General features: G+C 38.6%; 13 protein-coding genes. 12 read left to right on the top strand and 1 reads right to left on the bottom strand.

Features of this window, described 5'->3' with window-relative positions; all coding sequences use genetic code 11:
• Window positions 1-7: 7 nt before the first annotated feature.
• The 4 genes from CBF35_RS02215 to CBF35_RS02200 all read left to right on the top strand — a co-directional run bounded on the left by CBF35_RS02215 (window position 8) and on the right by CBF35_RS02200 (window position 4197).
• Window positions 8-802: an SDR family NAD(P)-dependent oxidoreductase gene (locus tag CBF35_RS02215; protein WP_126778249.1), complete on the top strand. Its 795-nt coding sequence runs from the start codon at window positions 8-10 to the stop codon at window positions 800-802.
• Window positions 803-815: 13 nt separating this feature from the next.
• On the top strand, window positions 816-1238 hold the full coding sequence (locus CBF35_RS02210) for a LapA family protein (RefSeq protein WP_126778248.1): 423 nt from the start codon (window positions 816-818) through the stop codon (window positions 1236-1238).
• Between the two features lie 122 nt (window positions 1239-1360).
• Window positions 1361-3688: a single-stranded-DNA-specific exonuclease RecJ gene (recJ, locus tag CBF35_RS02205; RefSeq protein ID WP_126778247.1), complete on the top strand. Its 2328-nt coding sequence runs from the start codon at window positions 1361-1363 to the stop codon at window positions 3686-3688.
• On the top strand, window positions 3685-4197 hold the full coding sequence (locus CBF35_RS02200) for an adenine phosphoribosyltransferase (protein WP_126778246.1): 513 nt from the start codon (window positions 3685-3687) through the stop codon (window positions 4195-4197). Before recJ ends, CBF35_RS02200 begins: the two co-directional genes overlap by 4 nt.
• Window positions 4198-4259: 62 nt before the next feature.
• Here CBF35_RS02200 and CBF35_RS02195 read toward each other — a convergent pair whose 3' ends face one another.
• Entirely contained in the window at window positions 4260-4874 is a 615-nt protein-coding gene (locus tag CBF35_RS02195) for an acetate uptake transporter (RefSeq protein ID WP_126778245.1), read from the bottom strand.
• A 200-nt stretch (window positions 4875-5074) separates the two neighbouring features.
• Here CBF35_RS02195 and CBF35_RS02190 point away from each other — a divergent pair, with 200 nt between their 5' ends.
• The 8 genes from CBF35_RS02190 (at window position 5075) to CBF35_RS02155 (ending at window position 14896) form a co-directional block, all read left to right on the top strand.
• A complete protein-coding gene (locus CBF35_RS02190) occupies window positions 5075-7807 on the top strand; it encodes a sigma 54-interacting transcriptional regulator (RefSeq protein ID WP_126778244.1) in 2733 nt (910 codons plus the stop codon).
• A gap of 183 nt (window positions 7808-7990) precedes the next feature.
• The gene (locus tag CBF35_RS02185; protein WP_126778243.1) at window positions 7991-8326 is read left to right on the top strand and encodes a PTS lactose/cellobiose transporter subunit IIA; all 336 of its coding nucleotides are present in this window, start codon (window positions 7991-7993) and stop codon (window positions 8324-8326) included.
• 5 nt (window positions 8327-8331) lie between these two features.
• On the top strand, window positions 8332-8658 hold the full coding sequence (locus tag CBF35_RS02180) for a PTS sugar transporter subunit IIB (protein WP_126778242.1): 327 nt from the start codon (window positions 8332-8334) through the stop codon (window positions 8656-8658).
• 3 nt (window positions 8659-8661) lie between these two features.
• Window positions 8662-9915 (top strand): PTS sugar transporter subunit IIC, encoded by a 1254-nt coding sequence (locus CBF35_RS02175; RefSeq protein ID WP_126778241.1) that lies wholly within the window; start codon window positions 8662-8664, stop codon window positions 9913-9915.
• A gap of 180 nt (window positions 9916-10095) precedes the next feature.
• Complete coding sequence (locus tag CBF35_RS02170) at window positions 10096-10431, top strand: PTS sugar transporter subunit IIB (RefSeq protein ID WP_126778240.1); 336 nt, start codon at window positions 10096-10098, stop codon at window positions 10429-10431.
• Window positions 10424-11698: a PTS sugar transporter subunit IIC gene (locus CBF35_RS02165; RefSeq protein WP_126778239.1), complete on the top strand. Its 1275-nt coding sequence runs from the start codon at window positions 10424-10426 to the stop codon at window positions 11696-11698. Before CBF35_RS02170 ends, CBF35_RS02165 begins: the two co-directional genes overlap by 8 nt.
• 200 nt (window positions 11699-11898) lie before the next feature.
• Entirely contained in the window at window positions 11899-12531 is a 633-nt protein-coding gene (locus tag CBF35_RS02160) for a lysozyme family protein (RefSeq protein WP_126778238.1), read from the top strand.
• 31 nt (window positions 12532-12562) lie between these two features.
• Window positions 12563-14896, top strand: a complete 2334-nt coding sequence (locus tag CBF35_RS02155) for a cation-translocating P-type ATPase (protein WP_126778237.1) — start codon at window positions 12563-12565, stop codon at window positions 14894-14896.
• Window positions 14897-14994: the final 98 nt, after the last annotated feature.

Here is a 14994-nt window from a genome sequence, read left to right as displayed (position 1 = left end):
TTCGCTAATGGCAAAGGATTTGAATAATAAAGTCGTCTTAATTACAGGAGGTTCTGCCGGTTTAGGAGAAATGATCGCTTACGAAGCAGCTAAAAAAGGGGCAATTGTGATTGTCTGTGCTCGGCGCATTAATCTCATCGGCAGTGTGAAAGAAACATGTAGTGAACTATCAGGTAAAGCAGCTTATGCCTTTCAGTTAGACATGGCTAATCCTGAAAACATTGAAGAAGTCTATCAAAAAATAACTGATGAAGTTGGTGTTGTCGATGTCTTAGTCAACTGTGCTGGTTTTGGTTTATTCCGTCATTTTAATGATTTTGATATGGCAGTAGTTGAGCAAATGTTCCGAGTTAACGTCCTTGGTTTAATGTACTTAACCCAAAAAGTCGCCTTAGGAATGGCTACTAAGAAAGAGGGGCATATTGTTAATATTGCTTCTCAAGCCGGTAAAATGGCGACAGTTAAATCAAGTGTTTATTCTGCGACTAAATTTGCGGTCTTAGGCTTCTCTAATAGCTTACGTCTTGAGTTAAAACCTTTAGGAGTCAAAGTGACGACGGTTAATCCAGGACCAATCAGAACGGATTTCTTTGATCAAGCCGATGAGACGGGGGAGTATCTCCAAGCAGTGGACCGTTTTATACTAGAGCCACAGCCACTTGCTCACCGAATTGTGAATGTTTTTGGGTCAAATGTGCGAGAATTAAATGCGCCATTTGTGATGGAATTAGCTAGTAAAGCTTATTTCTTATTTCCCCGCTTAGGCGATTACTTTGCCGGGTCATTATTAAACAATAAATAGTAAGGGGTGTCTTATGAAACATCAAAGTAAATTGATTGTTGGGTTTGTTTTAGTTTTTATCGTCGTTGTTTTCTCCGTTATTAATACGGAAAAAGTTGCTGTTAACTTTGGTTTTGCCATTGTTCAATCGCCTTTAATCTTCATTATTTTAGGGTCAACGATTTTGGGAGCCTTGATTGTATTTGTCACATGGTTTTCTAGTTTTTGGCGTCAACGAAAAGAAGTCAAGCAGTTAAAAAAACAAGTCAGTGATTATCAAGAAAACATTGATGGAGCAGTTGCTGAAGAACTTCAAACTGAACGTTTGGCTTTCGAGGCAGAACTTGCTCAAGCACAAAGCCAAGTCGCAGACTTAGAAAGTCAATTAAGAGACTTACACGGGGAAGTTTTCGTAGAAGCCCCATTAATCAATGACCCAAGTCAATTAGATAGCTAAAGCAAAAGACCGACGTTGATTGTCGGTCTTTTGTTTGTTAGATGACTAACGTTTTTAAGTTATTTTTGCTATAATGATAGAGCAGGCAATGGCCTAAATGGAAGTCTTAAAGGAGAGATGATTTGAAAAAATCAGTATATAATTGGCAGATACCTGAAGTTTCAGCTGAACATCAGCAATTAGTGCCAATCTTAGAACAATTAAAATTACCGAGCTATTTCTCAAAGCTCTTATGGAACCGTGACTTGCAGTCAGAAGAGCAGATCAAGGCCTTCTTTAATCCAACTTTAGAATTACTTCATGACCCTCTCGCCTTGTTCGAGATGGATAAAGCTGTCAGTCGGATTCAAGCAGCTGTGGAAAATGGGCAGCGGATGTTAATTTACGGCGATTATGATGCTGATGGCATCACAAGTACAACGGTTTTAAAAGAAGCGATTGAACTGATTGGCGGGGAGACCGAATTTTATTTGCCAGACCGTTTCAAAGACGGTTATGGCCCTAATCCGCAAAAATATCAAGAATTAATTGAGGAATATGAACTAGATTTAATTATTACCGTTGATAATGGCGTCTCAGGTCATGAGGCAATTGCCTATGCGAATTCCGTTGGTGTTGATGTCATAGTTACAGACCACCACGAGTTACCTGAAAGTTTGCCAGAAGCCTATGCCGTGATTCATCCCCGCCATCCAGCTGGTAATTATCCTTTTGGGGATTTGGCAGGAGTAGGAGTTGCGTTTAAAGTCGCTACAGCCCTTTTAGATGACGTTCCGATGGAGATGTTAGATTTAGTCGCAATCGGAACTATCGCAGACCTAGTGTCGTTAACAGGGGAGAATCGGGCCTTAGTTCAACTGGGCTTAGATATTATTAAACAAAGTGATCGCCTAGGCTTACAAGCCTTATGTGAAAAGGCCGAGATTGTCCAAAATACCTTGACTGAAGAAAATATTGGCTTTGGAATTGGTCCTAGGTTAAATGCCATCGGGCGAATTGGTGATGCTAACCCGGGCGTAACCCTCCTTAGTACTTTTGACGAAGGAGAAGCAATCAGTTTAGCTGAGATGGTTCATACTAAAAATAGTGAACGGCAAAGGATTGTTAAAGAGATTACTGCTGAAGCCTTAGAAATGGTAGCAGAGATGCCTGCTCAAGGGATGTATGTCTTAGCAAAAGCCGGTTGGCATGAAGGGGTTTTAGGGATTGTCGCTAGCCGGATTGTTCAAGAAACTGGTCGCCCAGCCTTAGTTTTAGGAATTGATCAGGAAACGCAAATCGCTAAAGGTTCCGGACGTAGTGTTGAACAAGTTAATTTATTTACAGCCATGTCTGCTGCAAGTGAAATCTTCACAAGCTTTGGTGGGCACCATATGGCAGCAGGGATGTCTTTAGAAGCCTCACGTTTAACAGAATTACAAGGGGCTCTTAATGAGTACATTGTTACTGAGGGGATTGATTTTTCAGAAGGCCCTCAGTTACGAGTGGAAGAAGCGTTGGAAGTTAAAGATGTGACGGTTAATTTTATTCAAGAGTTAGCATTATTAGGACCATTTGGCACGGACAACCCCTCGCCGGTCTTTCTATTTGAAAAGAGTGGTGCAACAGACTTAAAACAAATCGGCGCCGGTAAAAACCATTTGAAATTTACGTTAAAGCAACATTCAGCAGAGTTAGACTGTATTGGCTTTGATTTTGGGTTTCAAATTGGGGAATTTAGTCCTGGTGAAGACTTAGCTGTTGTCGGTAAACTAGGAATCAACGAATGGAATGGCAATCGTAAACCTCAGCTCTTCCTCCAAGACTACCAAGTTGAAGGGTTTCAACTTTTCGATTTACGAGGAAAGAAAATTGAACTTAATCAGTATTCCGAAGAGTCAAATTTAATTATTGGTTTTTCAGAACAAACAGTTAAACATTATCAAAAATTAACAACAGCCCCAGTCCTTTTAGCGACAGAAGCATTAGCTAACATAGCTAATTTAAAAGGCAAAATTAAGCAGTTAGTCGTCTTAGATTGTCCGGTGGAAGCCCAAGAGTTAAAAACAGTCTTTCAAGCGTTTGATTTTTCCCGCATTTATTTATACGGGATCTCCCTTGAGGAATGTTATTTGAATGGGATGCCTTCCCGCGAGCAATTCGGTAAATTATTTGGCTTTATTAAACACCACCAACAAGTCGATGTCCGCTATAAAACGAAAGAGATTGCGAACTTCTTAAAAGTTCAGGAAAGTGTACTTATTTTTATGATTCAAGTGTTTTTTGAGCTCGGATTTGTTACAATAGAGGGTGGCGTGATGAACCAAGTTGAAAATCCAACGAATCAGCCACTAACAGCCAGTAAAACTTATCAAGAGCGTGAATTGAAAATTAAAGCCGAAGAATTTTTGTTATACAGTAGCAATGATGACTTAGTTCAATGGCTCTTAACACAGGAGGAAGAAAATTGAATTTAAAAGATTATATTGCAAGTATTCCCGATTACCCAGTTGAAGGTGTTGTTTTTAGAGATATTTCACCATTAATGGGCGACGGCGCTGCTTACCGTGAAGCCACTAAACAAATTGTTGACTATGCCAAAGAAAAACAAGTCGACATGATTGTTGGACCAGAAGCCCGTGGTTTTATTATAGGCTGTCCAGTTGCTTATGAGTTAGGGATTGGTTTTGCTCCTGCTCGTAAAAAGGGCAAATTACCCCGTGAAACGATCGAAGTTGATTACGGCTTAGAATATGGTGAAGCGACATTAACCTTACATAAAGATGCGATTAAACCAGGCCAACGAGTGTTAATTTGTGATGACTTATTAGCCACAGGTGGAACAATTGAAGCGACTATTCAATTAATCGAAAAACTAGGTGGAGTTGTCGTTGGTTGTGCCTTCTTAGTTGAATTATTAGACTTAAATGGCCGAGATAAGATTAAAGGTTACGACATTTTAACTTTAATGGATTTCTAAACGGTCTTAGACTAAATAAAAAAAGTTGTTACTCCCAATTGGAAGTAACAACTTTTTTTTGCTTATTTTGTAAAGATCCCTAAAGGTTTACCAACTGGTAAGAAAGTGTAACCGAAATGTTTGTTTAAGACGGCAGCTGCACTACCGTAGAAAGAAAAGATTGCGATTAAAAATTCAGCGATGGCAGCGACTGTATGGAAGAAGTCAACGGCTACGCCTAAAGTTGATAATGCTAAACCGATAAATAAGAAGTCGATTAAGACAAAAATTGTAAATAACACTTTGTGAGTTTCAGCGGCACCGATTGTCATAAAGACTGAAAAGATTAAGTAACCAATAAAGGCAAAACCTAATTGTTTTGGATCGTAGCTAGCTGCTAATGATTCACCTAGTAAACCATTTTGGATCATCCAAGCACTGGCCGTTCCTAACCAAAAGAAACCAAAACCGAAGAAGGCTGTTGCTCCAAAGACATTATTGCATTTGGCATCGTAAATCCCAGCAACGATTTGAGCTGCTCCGCCTAAAAATAGTGCCCAAGGGATAACGCCACCAACACCCTCAGTCCACCCTAATTTTTGTGATGAAGCCACTAAAGTGACCATTGCTAATCCAAATAAACCAATTGCTGAAGGATCAATCAGCTTGTGTGTAACTGTAATTTCTTGCTTTTCCATGGTAATCTCCTTTAAATATAAAAATTAAACAACTTATTAAAAATATCATTTGTCTTGCTTAAAGTCAATAAGAATTATGATTAGCAGTGCAATAATGTATTTGAACTAAAACAGTTAATTAGCCGCGAAAAAAGGTGATTGCTTTTTTATTTTTGCCTATGTTATAGTATCCTTGAAAAATAAGTGTAAAGGGGTCTATTATGAACAGGATAGGCGTGGTCGAAAAAGCGTTAAAAGAAATGTACCAGCTGAATAAATTAGGAATAACAGCCGCCGGGCTAGCTAATCGTTTAGGTTATGACCGGAGTAATGTTTCTCGAGATTTAAATATCTTAGTTAAAAGTGGTAAGTGTGTAAAAAAGAAAAGTCGGCCGGTCTTGTTTTTTCCAGTAGAAGGCGACTCTAGGAAGGAGGAAGAAGATGTTAGTTTGAATTCAGTCAGACGAAATGAAATCGTTACAACTCAAACGGAACTGGATAATTTTTCACTAACTAATCAAAGTTTACTATCACAAATTGAATTAGGTAAGTCGGCAATTTTGTATCCCACCCATTTAATGCACATCTTGATTTTAGGCGACTCTGGTGTTGGCAAATCAATGTTTGCAAAATTACTTCACGACTATGGAATCGAAGTTCAGCGTTTTATTAAAGGAGCGCCTTTTATTCGTTTTAATTGCGCGGATTATGCTAAGACTCCGCAATTATTAATGGCTCAATTATTTGGCAGTGTCAAGGGGGCCTATACGGGAGCTGAAGACAATCGCAGAGGTGTTTTGGAGCAAGCCGATGGGGGGATTTTGTTTTTAGATGAGATTCATCGTTTACCGATTGAAGGACAAGAAATGTTGTTTACTTATATTGACCAAGGGTACTTTAAAGCCTTAGGGGATCCTCTGACTGAACGATTTGTCAAAGTCATGTTGATTGGGGCAACGACAGAATCAAAAGAAAGCTTTCCACCGACGTTCAGTCGTAGAATTCCGATGGTCATTAAATTACCAAATTTGAAAGAGCGAACACTTGAAGAACGTTACTTTTTATTTGAAACATTTACAGGCTTAGAAATCGATCAGCTAAAGTTAGATGTGAAAATCAGTCATAACGTTTTAAGAGCATTTTTAAGTTATGACTGTCGCTATAATATTGGCCAGTTAAAAAGTGACATCCGTTTAGTTTTCGCCAAAGCTTATGGGGATTATTTAACTGGTAAAAAGCCTGAAGTGATGATTACTTCAAAAGATTTACCAGTTCATATCAAAGAGGGGTTGTTTTTAGAAACCGTTCATCGCCAATTATGGCAAACCTTGAGTAGTCAAAGTGAGCCTTTTATTACGTTAAAAGCTAAAGGCGAGGGACAAGAGCAAGAGTCAGAGTCGATTTACTTAGAAATTACTCAACGGGTTAAATCGTTAGAACAAGCTAATTTAAGTCTTGAGGCGATTCAAAAGGAAATTAGTAAAGATTTAAGTCTCTATATGACTAAGCAGCAAAAGTATCAACTTAAAAAAGGCGATAATGAGTTGTTACTGAGTGTTATTCCAAGGACTGACTTAGCGATTATTGAAGAAATGATTCGTTTTTCAGAAATCGAACTAGCTAATGTGTTTAGTCGCAAAGTTCATCAAGCCTTAGCTATTCATGTTTTTAATTTATTAGAACGCTTAAGAAAGTCTCAGACTCTAGATTACGAGGCTAGTTTAAACTATTCCCGAGAGTATCCTCAGTTGTATCAAACAGCACAAGCAGCCTTGGCTTTGTTAGAAGACAGGTTAACCCTTGAGATACCTCCTGAAGAGGCCCATTATTTGATCTTATTTTATGCTTATGATGACTTAAATAAGCCATTATTTTCAGAAAATGTACAAGTTATTGTCATCGCCCATGGGGAGAAAACTGGGAGTGCTTTAAGTGAAACTGCCAACAGTTTACTAGGAAACCAAGGGGTGATTGGGATAAACGCAAAGCTCGATAAGAACCCCCAAGAAATTTATAATCAATTAAAAGAAATTATTGTTCATCGTCACATTAATCAGGATGTCTTGCTATTAGTTGATATGGGCAGTTTACTGACATTTGAAAAGCTGTTAATGGAAGACTTCTCTTTCAAAGTTAAAGCTGTGCCTTTAGTTAGTACCGTTCACGTTATTGAAGCTAGTCGTAAAGCGATGTTAGGTCAAAATTTAGCAGAACTTTTCCAAGAGATGTTGCGGATTAATCGCTATATGGATGAGTTTTATTTGCAGGAAGTGGAAGTCAAGCCTAATAGTTCTAGACTGCCTGGGTTTAAACTGAAGCCATTAAGTATCTTGGCGATTTGTTTAAGTGGGGAAGGGACAGCCTTGACGATTAAAAGTGTCTTAGAAAATAAACTTGGCTTGGCTCAATATGACATTAAGGTGTTAACTTTAAGTCTATTAGCGAAAGAAAGTGTTCAAAAACAAATCGATAAGCTAAGTCAGTCCTATCGGATTATTTGTATTGTTAGTACCTTTCAAATTAAAACGAAGATTCCTAGCTTTGATTTATTTAGTCTTTTAAATGGAAAATCTTTGCTAGAAATCACAGACAGTATTAACCAAGAACAAATTTACCGGCAAATGCCTGAAAGGATTCATCGTTATTTTGATGTCCAACAAGGGGAAGTGATTGTCATGAAAATTTTTGAGTTTATAGAACAAATAGAAGAACAACTCGACCTACGTCTAAACAGCCATCAGTTATTAACGATTGCCTTTCACATTATGGGGATGGTAATTAAAGACCAACGGCAAGAAACGGTTCCGACCTTTAATAGTAATAGTCAGGTGATGAAAACCGAAGACCCCCTAGTTAAAGAAATAAAAAAACTTTTTTCCCAGAGTTTCAGTCAATACTTCCAGTCGATGAGCGATGATCACTTGAACTTTGTCGCCTATAGCGTCTTACATTAACCAACGTAACTAAAACAAAAGTTAGCTAGTCGCTAACTTTTTTTGTTTAACACAAATTAATGACACACAATAAATGGTCAGAGCTTGTGACACAATAATGAAGAAAGGCGAGTCTAACTAGGTAATCTGTGTTGGCACGACTATTGCTTTAGTAAGTTAGTACGGTGAAGGAGGAGGTGACAAATGAATACAGAGTTAGAAGAAAGAATCATGGCATTAATAATGAATGGTGGTGACGGTCGTTCCTTCTTTCTTAGAGCAGTCGAAGCAGCTAGTCGGGAAGAGTTTGACTTAGCGACAGAATTGATGGTTTCAGGTAAGACCGCCTTAAATCGGGCTCATGACGTGCAAACAAAATTGATTCAAGGGGAAATCAGAGGGGAAGGTTCCGAACTAAACTTATTGATGGTCCATGCTCAAGACCACGTAATGAACGCAATGACCGTTCGTGACTTAGGGGAAAGCTTAATTCGTTTACATCAATTAGTTGCTGACTTAAAAAAGAAAATAGAGGAGTAAGTGAGATGACAAAGAAAATTATTTTAGCTTGTGCGGGCGGCTTTTCAACGAGTATGTTAGTTCAGCGGATGATCACAGCGGCGAAGGCCCAAATGATTGATGTTGAGATTGAGGCAATTGCTGAAGGGAAACTAGATAAGTATATCGACAGTACGGATATTTTATTACTCGGACCTCAAGTTGGTTACTTAGAGGCAAGTTTAAAAGAAAAGTACCGTGGGAAAAAAATAGCCATTTCGACGATAGTGTCAATTGACTACGGCATGATGAATGGTGAAAAAGTGTTAAATGACGCTATGGCTTTAAATGCTAGCTTACAAGTGGAGGAATAGCTAATGGCTACTATGACAGAATTTCAACTGAAGTTACATAAAGGCGCCTCGGCTGTTCAAGGAAATCAATACGTCAGTGCGATTACTAATGGCTTGATGAGTTTAATGCCGATTACAATTATTGGCGCCATCGGCAGTTTAATCAATAGTTTGCCTTTTGAAAGCTATCAACAATTTTTAATTAACAGTGGCCTGAAAGTTATTACAGCTATTCCCACGGAAATTACTACCAATTTATTAGCGTTGTATGCTGTCTTTTTAATTGCAGCTAAATTTGCGGAAAGCCATCAGATTGATGGGATTCCAGCTGGATTATTAGCTTTAATGACTTTCTTTATTGTCACGCCTTTTGTTTCACCAGAGGGAGCCTACTCGATTGAAGCTTACACTGTTTTTTGGTTCGGCGCCCAAGGCTTGTTTACTGCTTTTATTGTGGCCTTAATCGTCGCTAAAATTTATACTGTCTTCAACTTAAAGGGCTGGGTCATTAAAATGCCAGAGGGTGTGCCACCAACAGTCACTAAATCATTTTCAAGTATGATTCCAGGATTTACTGTGGCTATCTTAGGTTTAGTCATACGTTATCTATTATCTTTAACGGCCTTTGGTGACTTACATCAGCTGATTTTTGGTTTAGTCGCTACTCCTTTACAAGCCCTAGGGGGGAGCTTTCCGGCCTTAATTATTGCTGTTTTAGCTTGCCAAATCTTATGGTTATGTGGGGTTCACGGTGCCTTAGTTACTTACTCCGTCTTTATTGCTATTTGGACCCCTTTAGGCACAGAAAACTTAGCAGCCTATAACGCTGGTTTAGCGATTCCTAATTTAGTCACTGGTAGTTTATTCGCAATGACAATCGCCATGGGATCCGGGGCAACCCTAGGTTTAACGATGGCGATGTTAAAGTCGAAATCAAAACAATATAAAATGTTAGGGAAGTTAGCCTTAGTGCCGAATGCCTGTGCGATTAATGAACCGATTATTTTCGGCTTGCCAATAATTATGAACTTTACTTTAGCCATTCCTTTTATAACGATTCCTTTAGTCATCTTAATTGCTGGCTACTTAGGTATGGTTACTGGAATATTACCTTATTTACCAGGAATTAGTGTCCCCCTTGGTGTCCCGATTATTATTAATGGTCTCATGGCTGGCGGTTGGAAATGGGCGATTTTTCAAGGGTTAAGCATTATTTTAAGTTATTTTGGTTATTTGCCATTTTTTAAGAAATTAGACAAGCAAGCAATTAACAATTGACTTGGCCTCCTTTGCTAATTGCTTGTTTTGGTTTTATAAAAGAAATTTGCTGAAAGTTATACGTCTTCCTAGTAATGTTGCTAGTCTATTAAAGAGATGAAGGACTGAGCCAATTGGAATGATAAGGTTAATCAGGCAAAAGGAAGTGACTTTGATAAACTTGAAAGAAGAGGTAGTAAGATGGCTTTAAAAATTATGTTAGCTTGTGCCGGTGGCTTTTCGACAAGTATGTTAGTTGAGAGGATGCTAGCAGCGGTGGAAGCACAAGACATTGACGTTGAGATTGTTGCAACTGCCGAAGGAAAAATTGATAAGTTAGTCAATCAGCTGGATGTGTTGTTACTTGGTCCCCAAGTGAGTTATTTAGAAGCTGCTTTAAAATCAAAATATCAAGATAAAGAGCTGGTAATTGGCGTAATTGCCTCAATAGATTATGGCATGATGAACGGTGAAAAAGTATTAGCGGACAGTTTGGCTCTTTATCACAAGGGGCATGGGGGAGTGAATAATGGCTGATTTAACGACTGTTCAGATGCGCGTCCAAAAACTTGCTGCTGCCATTCAAAAAAATAAAATTGTCAATGCTATTATGAACGGGTTAATGAGCGCCATGCCAATTACAATTGTGGGAGCCTTAGGAAGTCTTTTAAATGGCATCCCGATTGACAAGTATCAAGAGTTTTTACTAGACTCAGGCTTGAAAAGGGCTTTGTCAATTCCGACCGAAGTGACGACCAACTTATTAGCCATTTACGTTGTTTTTTTAATTGCTGCTAAGTACGCTGAAGCCTATGAGATAGACGGAACGCCAGCTGGGAGTATCGGTTTAATGGCTTTCTTTATCATTACCCCTTTCACATCACCTGAAGGCGCCTTTAGGATAGAAGCGTATCCGACTTTTTGGTTTGGTGCCCAAGGCTTATTTACTTCCTTTATTGTTGCTCTATTAGCGGCCCGAGTCTACATTTTATTTGTAACAAAGGGCTGGGTTATTAAAATGCCATCAGGAGTGCCACCAACGATTTCTAAGTCTTTCTCAAGTTTGGTGCCCGGTTTCATTGTCGCGATTGTGGCGATTATGATCCGTTACGGTTTAGGGCTGACCCCATTTGAACATCTTCATCAGTTGATTTTCGGCTTAATTTCAGCCCCACTGACCCAATTAGGCACAAGCTTTACGTCTTTAGTAATAGCGACAATCGTTTCTCAAGTCTTGTGGGTCTTTGGTGTCCACGGCGCTTTAATTGTGTACTCAGTCTTTGCAGCCATCTGGGCGCCGATTGGGAACGCTAATTTAGCTGCTTATAATGCAGGTGAAAGGATTCCTCATTTAGTTTCAGGGAGCTTGTTTGGGATGACATCAGCCATGGGCTCTGGGGCAACATTGGGACTTGCGATAGCGATGTTTCGCGCCAAGGCAAAACAATACAAAGTCTTAGGGAAATTAGCGATTGTGCAGAATATTTGTGGCATTAACGAGCCCTTAATTTTTGGAATGCCGATTGTTATGAATCTTACTTTAGCCATTCCTTTTATCGGTATCCCGTTAGTGATTTTAGTTCTCGGTTATTTAGGAATGATCACAGGGATGTTACCGAAATTACCTGGCATTCATGTGCCATTAGGGGTGCCGATTATTTTAAGCGGTTTTTTACAAGGTGGTTGGCGCTGGGCTGTTTTTCAATTACTGACAATTGTCATTAGTTATTTTGGTTACTTACCTTTCTTAATGAAGATGGACAAACAAGCCTACCAAAATGAATTATCCCCAATGAAACATTAGTCATATTAATAAGCAAACAGAAGCAGTCAGCTAAGATTAGTTTGACTGCTTTTTTGGCGATTAATATTTGTTAAAGAAAGAGGGAAATAACTAGGAATCATGATAATTTCATAGTATGATGTTAGTCTGACTCATTCAAGGTCACAAAGATTGTGACAGGTTAGAGTGAGGTCACTTGAAAGAAAGGTTTGAACTATTACATGAAAAGACGTAAAAGATATATCTTTAGAAAGTTATTTTTATTCGTCCTCTGTCTCTTATTAGCTGCTGGAAGTTATTACTTATGGCAAGTCAAGAAGCAAGTCACTGAAGTCAAACGTTGGGAAGCTAATGTTTTGGAAGCAACTACAGAATATGACATCGTTGCTTATAAAGATGTCGTCTTAGCGATTATTTTAACTGAAACTAAAGGTGACCATATCGATTTAATGCAAAGTAGTGAAAGCAAGTATGGCGAAACAAATCAAATTACTAACTCTAAAGAAAGCATCGATTCAGGTGTGGAGCATTTAGCAGAAGTCATTAAGGAATCTTTGAACCAAAAAACAGATGTTTGGACAGCTGTTCAAGCTTATAACTTTGGGCTAAATTATATTAATTATACGAGTAGTCACGGTGGCAAAAATTCAGTAGAATTAGCTGAAAGTTATTCTAAAAACGTTTTAGCCCCAGCTTTAGGAAACTCAGAAGGCAAACAATATCGTTATTTAACTCCCCGAGCGTTAAAGTACAACCGTGGGCATTTATATCAAAATGGCGGCAATTTTTTCTACGCGGAGATCGTTCGCTGGAACTTGAAAGTCATTCAGTTTGTTGATAAATTACCGTTTTAAATAAAATCAAAATTGGAGATGTCCTGTAAATATGAAAGAGTTTGAACAAACAGCTAGTGGGCTGACAACAGCGGAAGTCGCTGAACGGCTAGTCAAGGAACAAGTCAATAATTATGAAGAGAATGTTGCTAAAACAACCCAAGAGATTATCAAAGACAATGTCTGGACACTATTTAATTTATTAAATGTCTTGATTGGTGTCGCTTTAGCCTTAGTTGGTGCGTATTCTAACTTGTTTTTTTTAGTTATTATTTTATTAAATATTAGTATTGGGATTTATCAAGAAATTCACGCCCGTAACTTAGTGGCCAAATTATCAATTGTCTCAAAAGAAAAAACGACAGTCATCCGGAACGGTCAAAAAATTAAAATTTTCGGGACCGAGCTAGTCTTAGATGACTTAGTGTTAATCCAAGCCGGGGAACAAGTCCAAAGTGATATGCTTGTTTTGGCAGGTAGTGTTGAAGTTAACGAAGCGATGTTGACAGGTGAATCGGACTTAATTGTTAAAGAAGGCGAGTCAGAACTACTGTCTGGAAGTTTTTTAGTTAGTGGTCAATGTTACGGCCAAGTTATTCGGGTTGGGCAAGAGAACTATGCAAGTAAAATTGCCTCAGAAGCTAAAGTCCATAAACCAATTCAATCAGAACTAGTTAATTCCATTCGAAAAGTGACTAAATTTACTAGTTTTATTATTTTACCCTTAGGTTTGATTTTATTACTAGAAGGCTTGTTGATCCGCCAAAGTGAACCGAAAATGGCTGTTGTCGCAGCCGCCGCAGCCCTTTTAGGGATGTTACCGAAAGGTTTAGTTCTCTTAATAAGTATTGCTTTAGCGACAGCTGTGGCGAAACTGGCGCAGAAAAGAATTTTAGTCCAAGACATGTACTCAGTTGAAACTTTAGCTCACGTAGATACTCTGTGTTTAGATAAAACCGGCACAATTACTCAAGGTAAGATGAAAGTTCAAGAAGTCGTTGTCATGGATGACTATCATCCTAAAGATATCAATCAACTAATGGGTAGTTATTTAAGTGCCTCAGGAGACAATAATATTACGATTGCTGCTTTAAGAGACTTCTATCCAGAAAATAATGATTATCAAGGGTCGAATATTAGAGCCTTTTCTTCGGAACGAAAATGGGCGGGGATGACTTTGGCAGCTTACGGCAATGTTGTTTTAGGGGCCCCAGAAAAGCTCGTCCCAGCTGAAGACTTACCTGCAGCTGTGTCAAAAGGACAAGCAGAAGGCTATCGAGTATTAATGTTAGGTCGAACGACAGAAAGGCTCAAAGATGCAGTGACCTTGACTAACGTTGAGCCACTGGCTGTCTTTCTAATCGATGATCCAATTAGGGAAAATGCTGCTGAAACGTTAGCTTATTTAAATGCTGAAGGCATCGATTTAAAAGTTATCTCAGGGGACAATCCGCTGACTGTCTCAAATATTGCTCGACGAGCAGGTTTGCCTAACTATCAAGCTTATGTGGATTTATCACATTATACTGATGAAGCGGAAGTTAGAAAACTCGTTAGTCAGTACGCTGTCTTTGGTCGTGTCTCACCTCAACAAAAGCGGGTATTAGTGAATCAATTGAAGGCGGAAGAGCATGTCGTCGCTATGACTGGTGATGGCGTTAATGATATCTTAGCCTTACGAGAAGCCGATTGTAGTATTGCGATGGCAGAAGGTGACAGTGCCACCCGCCAAATCGCTAATTTAGTTTTATTAGATTCAGATTTTACGAGCTTGCCAGATGTCTTGTTTGAAGGTCGACGAGTTGTTAATAATGTTACGAAAGTTGCCAGTGTCTTTTTTATTAAAACGATCTACTCGTTGATCCTATCAATCATTTGTGCAATTACCGCTTTAGCCTTTCCGTTTATTCCAATTCAAATTACGCTATTAGATTTAGCGATAGAAGGCTATCCAGCTTTCTTCTTATCCTTTGAAAAAGATCAACGAAAAGTTAAGGGGAAATTTTTACCAACAGTATTAGGCAATGCTTTGCCTAACGCCTTACTAGTTATCATGAACATTGTCGCTGTTTATTTCTATGGGCAACATAACGACTTAACACCAATGGCGACGACGACCTTGATGTACTACTTATTAATTGCAGTGAGTGTTATGGCAGTTATTAAAGCTTGTTTACCATTAAATCTGCTAAGAGGCTTTTTAATTGTCACAACAGCCTTAGGAACGTATGTGGCAGCTATGTTGTTCCATCACTTATTAGAAATTGATTTATTTGTCGGCGAAAATTGGCCATTCTTGATAGTCATGGTCGTTATTTCAATTAGTTTAAAATTATTAATTGAATGGGTGACGTATCATAAAAAACTAAAAACAAACTACGCTTAGTCGTAGTTTGTTTTTTTGAAAAGGTGACTTGCGCCTTAAAGGTAACAATCTACGGATAAACTTGGTATAATTAAAAAGAAGTCCTATGATTAGGAAAA

The organism is Vagococcus salmoninarum (genome assembly GCF_003987495.1).
Classification (GTDB): domain Bacteria; phylum Bacillota; class Bacilli; order Lactobacillales; family Vagococcaceae; genus Vagococcus_D; species Vagococcus_D salmoninarum.
This window is presented reverse-complemented; position numbering and strand designations above follow the sequence as displayed.

Bases quoted from the DNA above. Each gene is read 5' to 3' on its own strand.
- CBF35_RS02215 (WP_126778249.1), top strand. From the start codon at position 8: ATGGCAAAGGATTTGAATAATAAAGTCGTCTTAATTACAGGAGGTTCT.
- CBF35_RS02210 (WP_126778248.1), top strand. From the start codon at position 816: ATGAAACATCAAAGTAAATTGATTGTTGGGTTTGTTTTAGTTTTTATC.
- CBF35_RS02195 (WP_126778245.1), bottom strand. From the start codon at position 4,874: ATGGAAAAGCAAGAAATTACAGTTACACACAAGCTGATTGATCCTTCA.
- CBF35_RS02190 (WP_126778244.1), top strand. From the start codon at position 5,075: ATGAACAGGATAGGCGTGGTCGAAAAAGCGTTAAAAGAAATGTACCAG.
- CBF35_RS02185 (WP_126778243.1), top strand. From the start codon at position 7,991: ATGAATACAGAGTTAGAAGAAAGAATCATGGCATTAATAATGAATGGT.
- CBF35_RS02180 (WP_126778242.1), top strand. From the start codon at position 8,332: ATGACAAAGAAAATTATTTTAGCTTGTGCGGGCGGCTTTTCAACGAGT.
- CBF35_RS02175 (WP_126778241.1), top strand. From the start codon at position 8,662: ATGGCTACTATGACAGAATTTCAACTGAAGTTACATAAAGGCGCCTCG.
- CBF35_RS02170 (WP_126778240.1), top strand. From the start codon at position 10,096: ATGGCTTTAAAAATTATGTTAGCTTGTGCCGGTGGCTTTTCGACAAGT.
- CBF35_RS02165 (WP_126778239.1), top strand. From the start codon at position 10,424: ATGGCTGATTTAACGACTGTTCAGATGCGCGTCCAAAAACTTGCTGCT.
- CBF35_RS02160 (WP_126778238.1), top strand. From the start codon at position 11,899: ATGAAAAGACGTAAAAGATATATCTTTAGAAAGTTATTTTTATTCGTC.
- CBF35_RS02155 (WP_126778237.1), top strand. From the start codon at position 12,563: ATGAAAGAGTTTGAACAAACAGCTAGTGGGCTGACAACAGCGGAAGTC.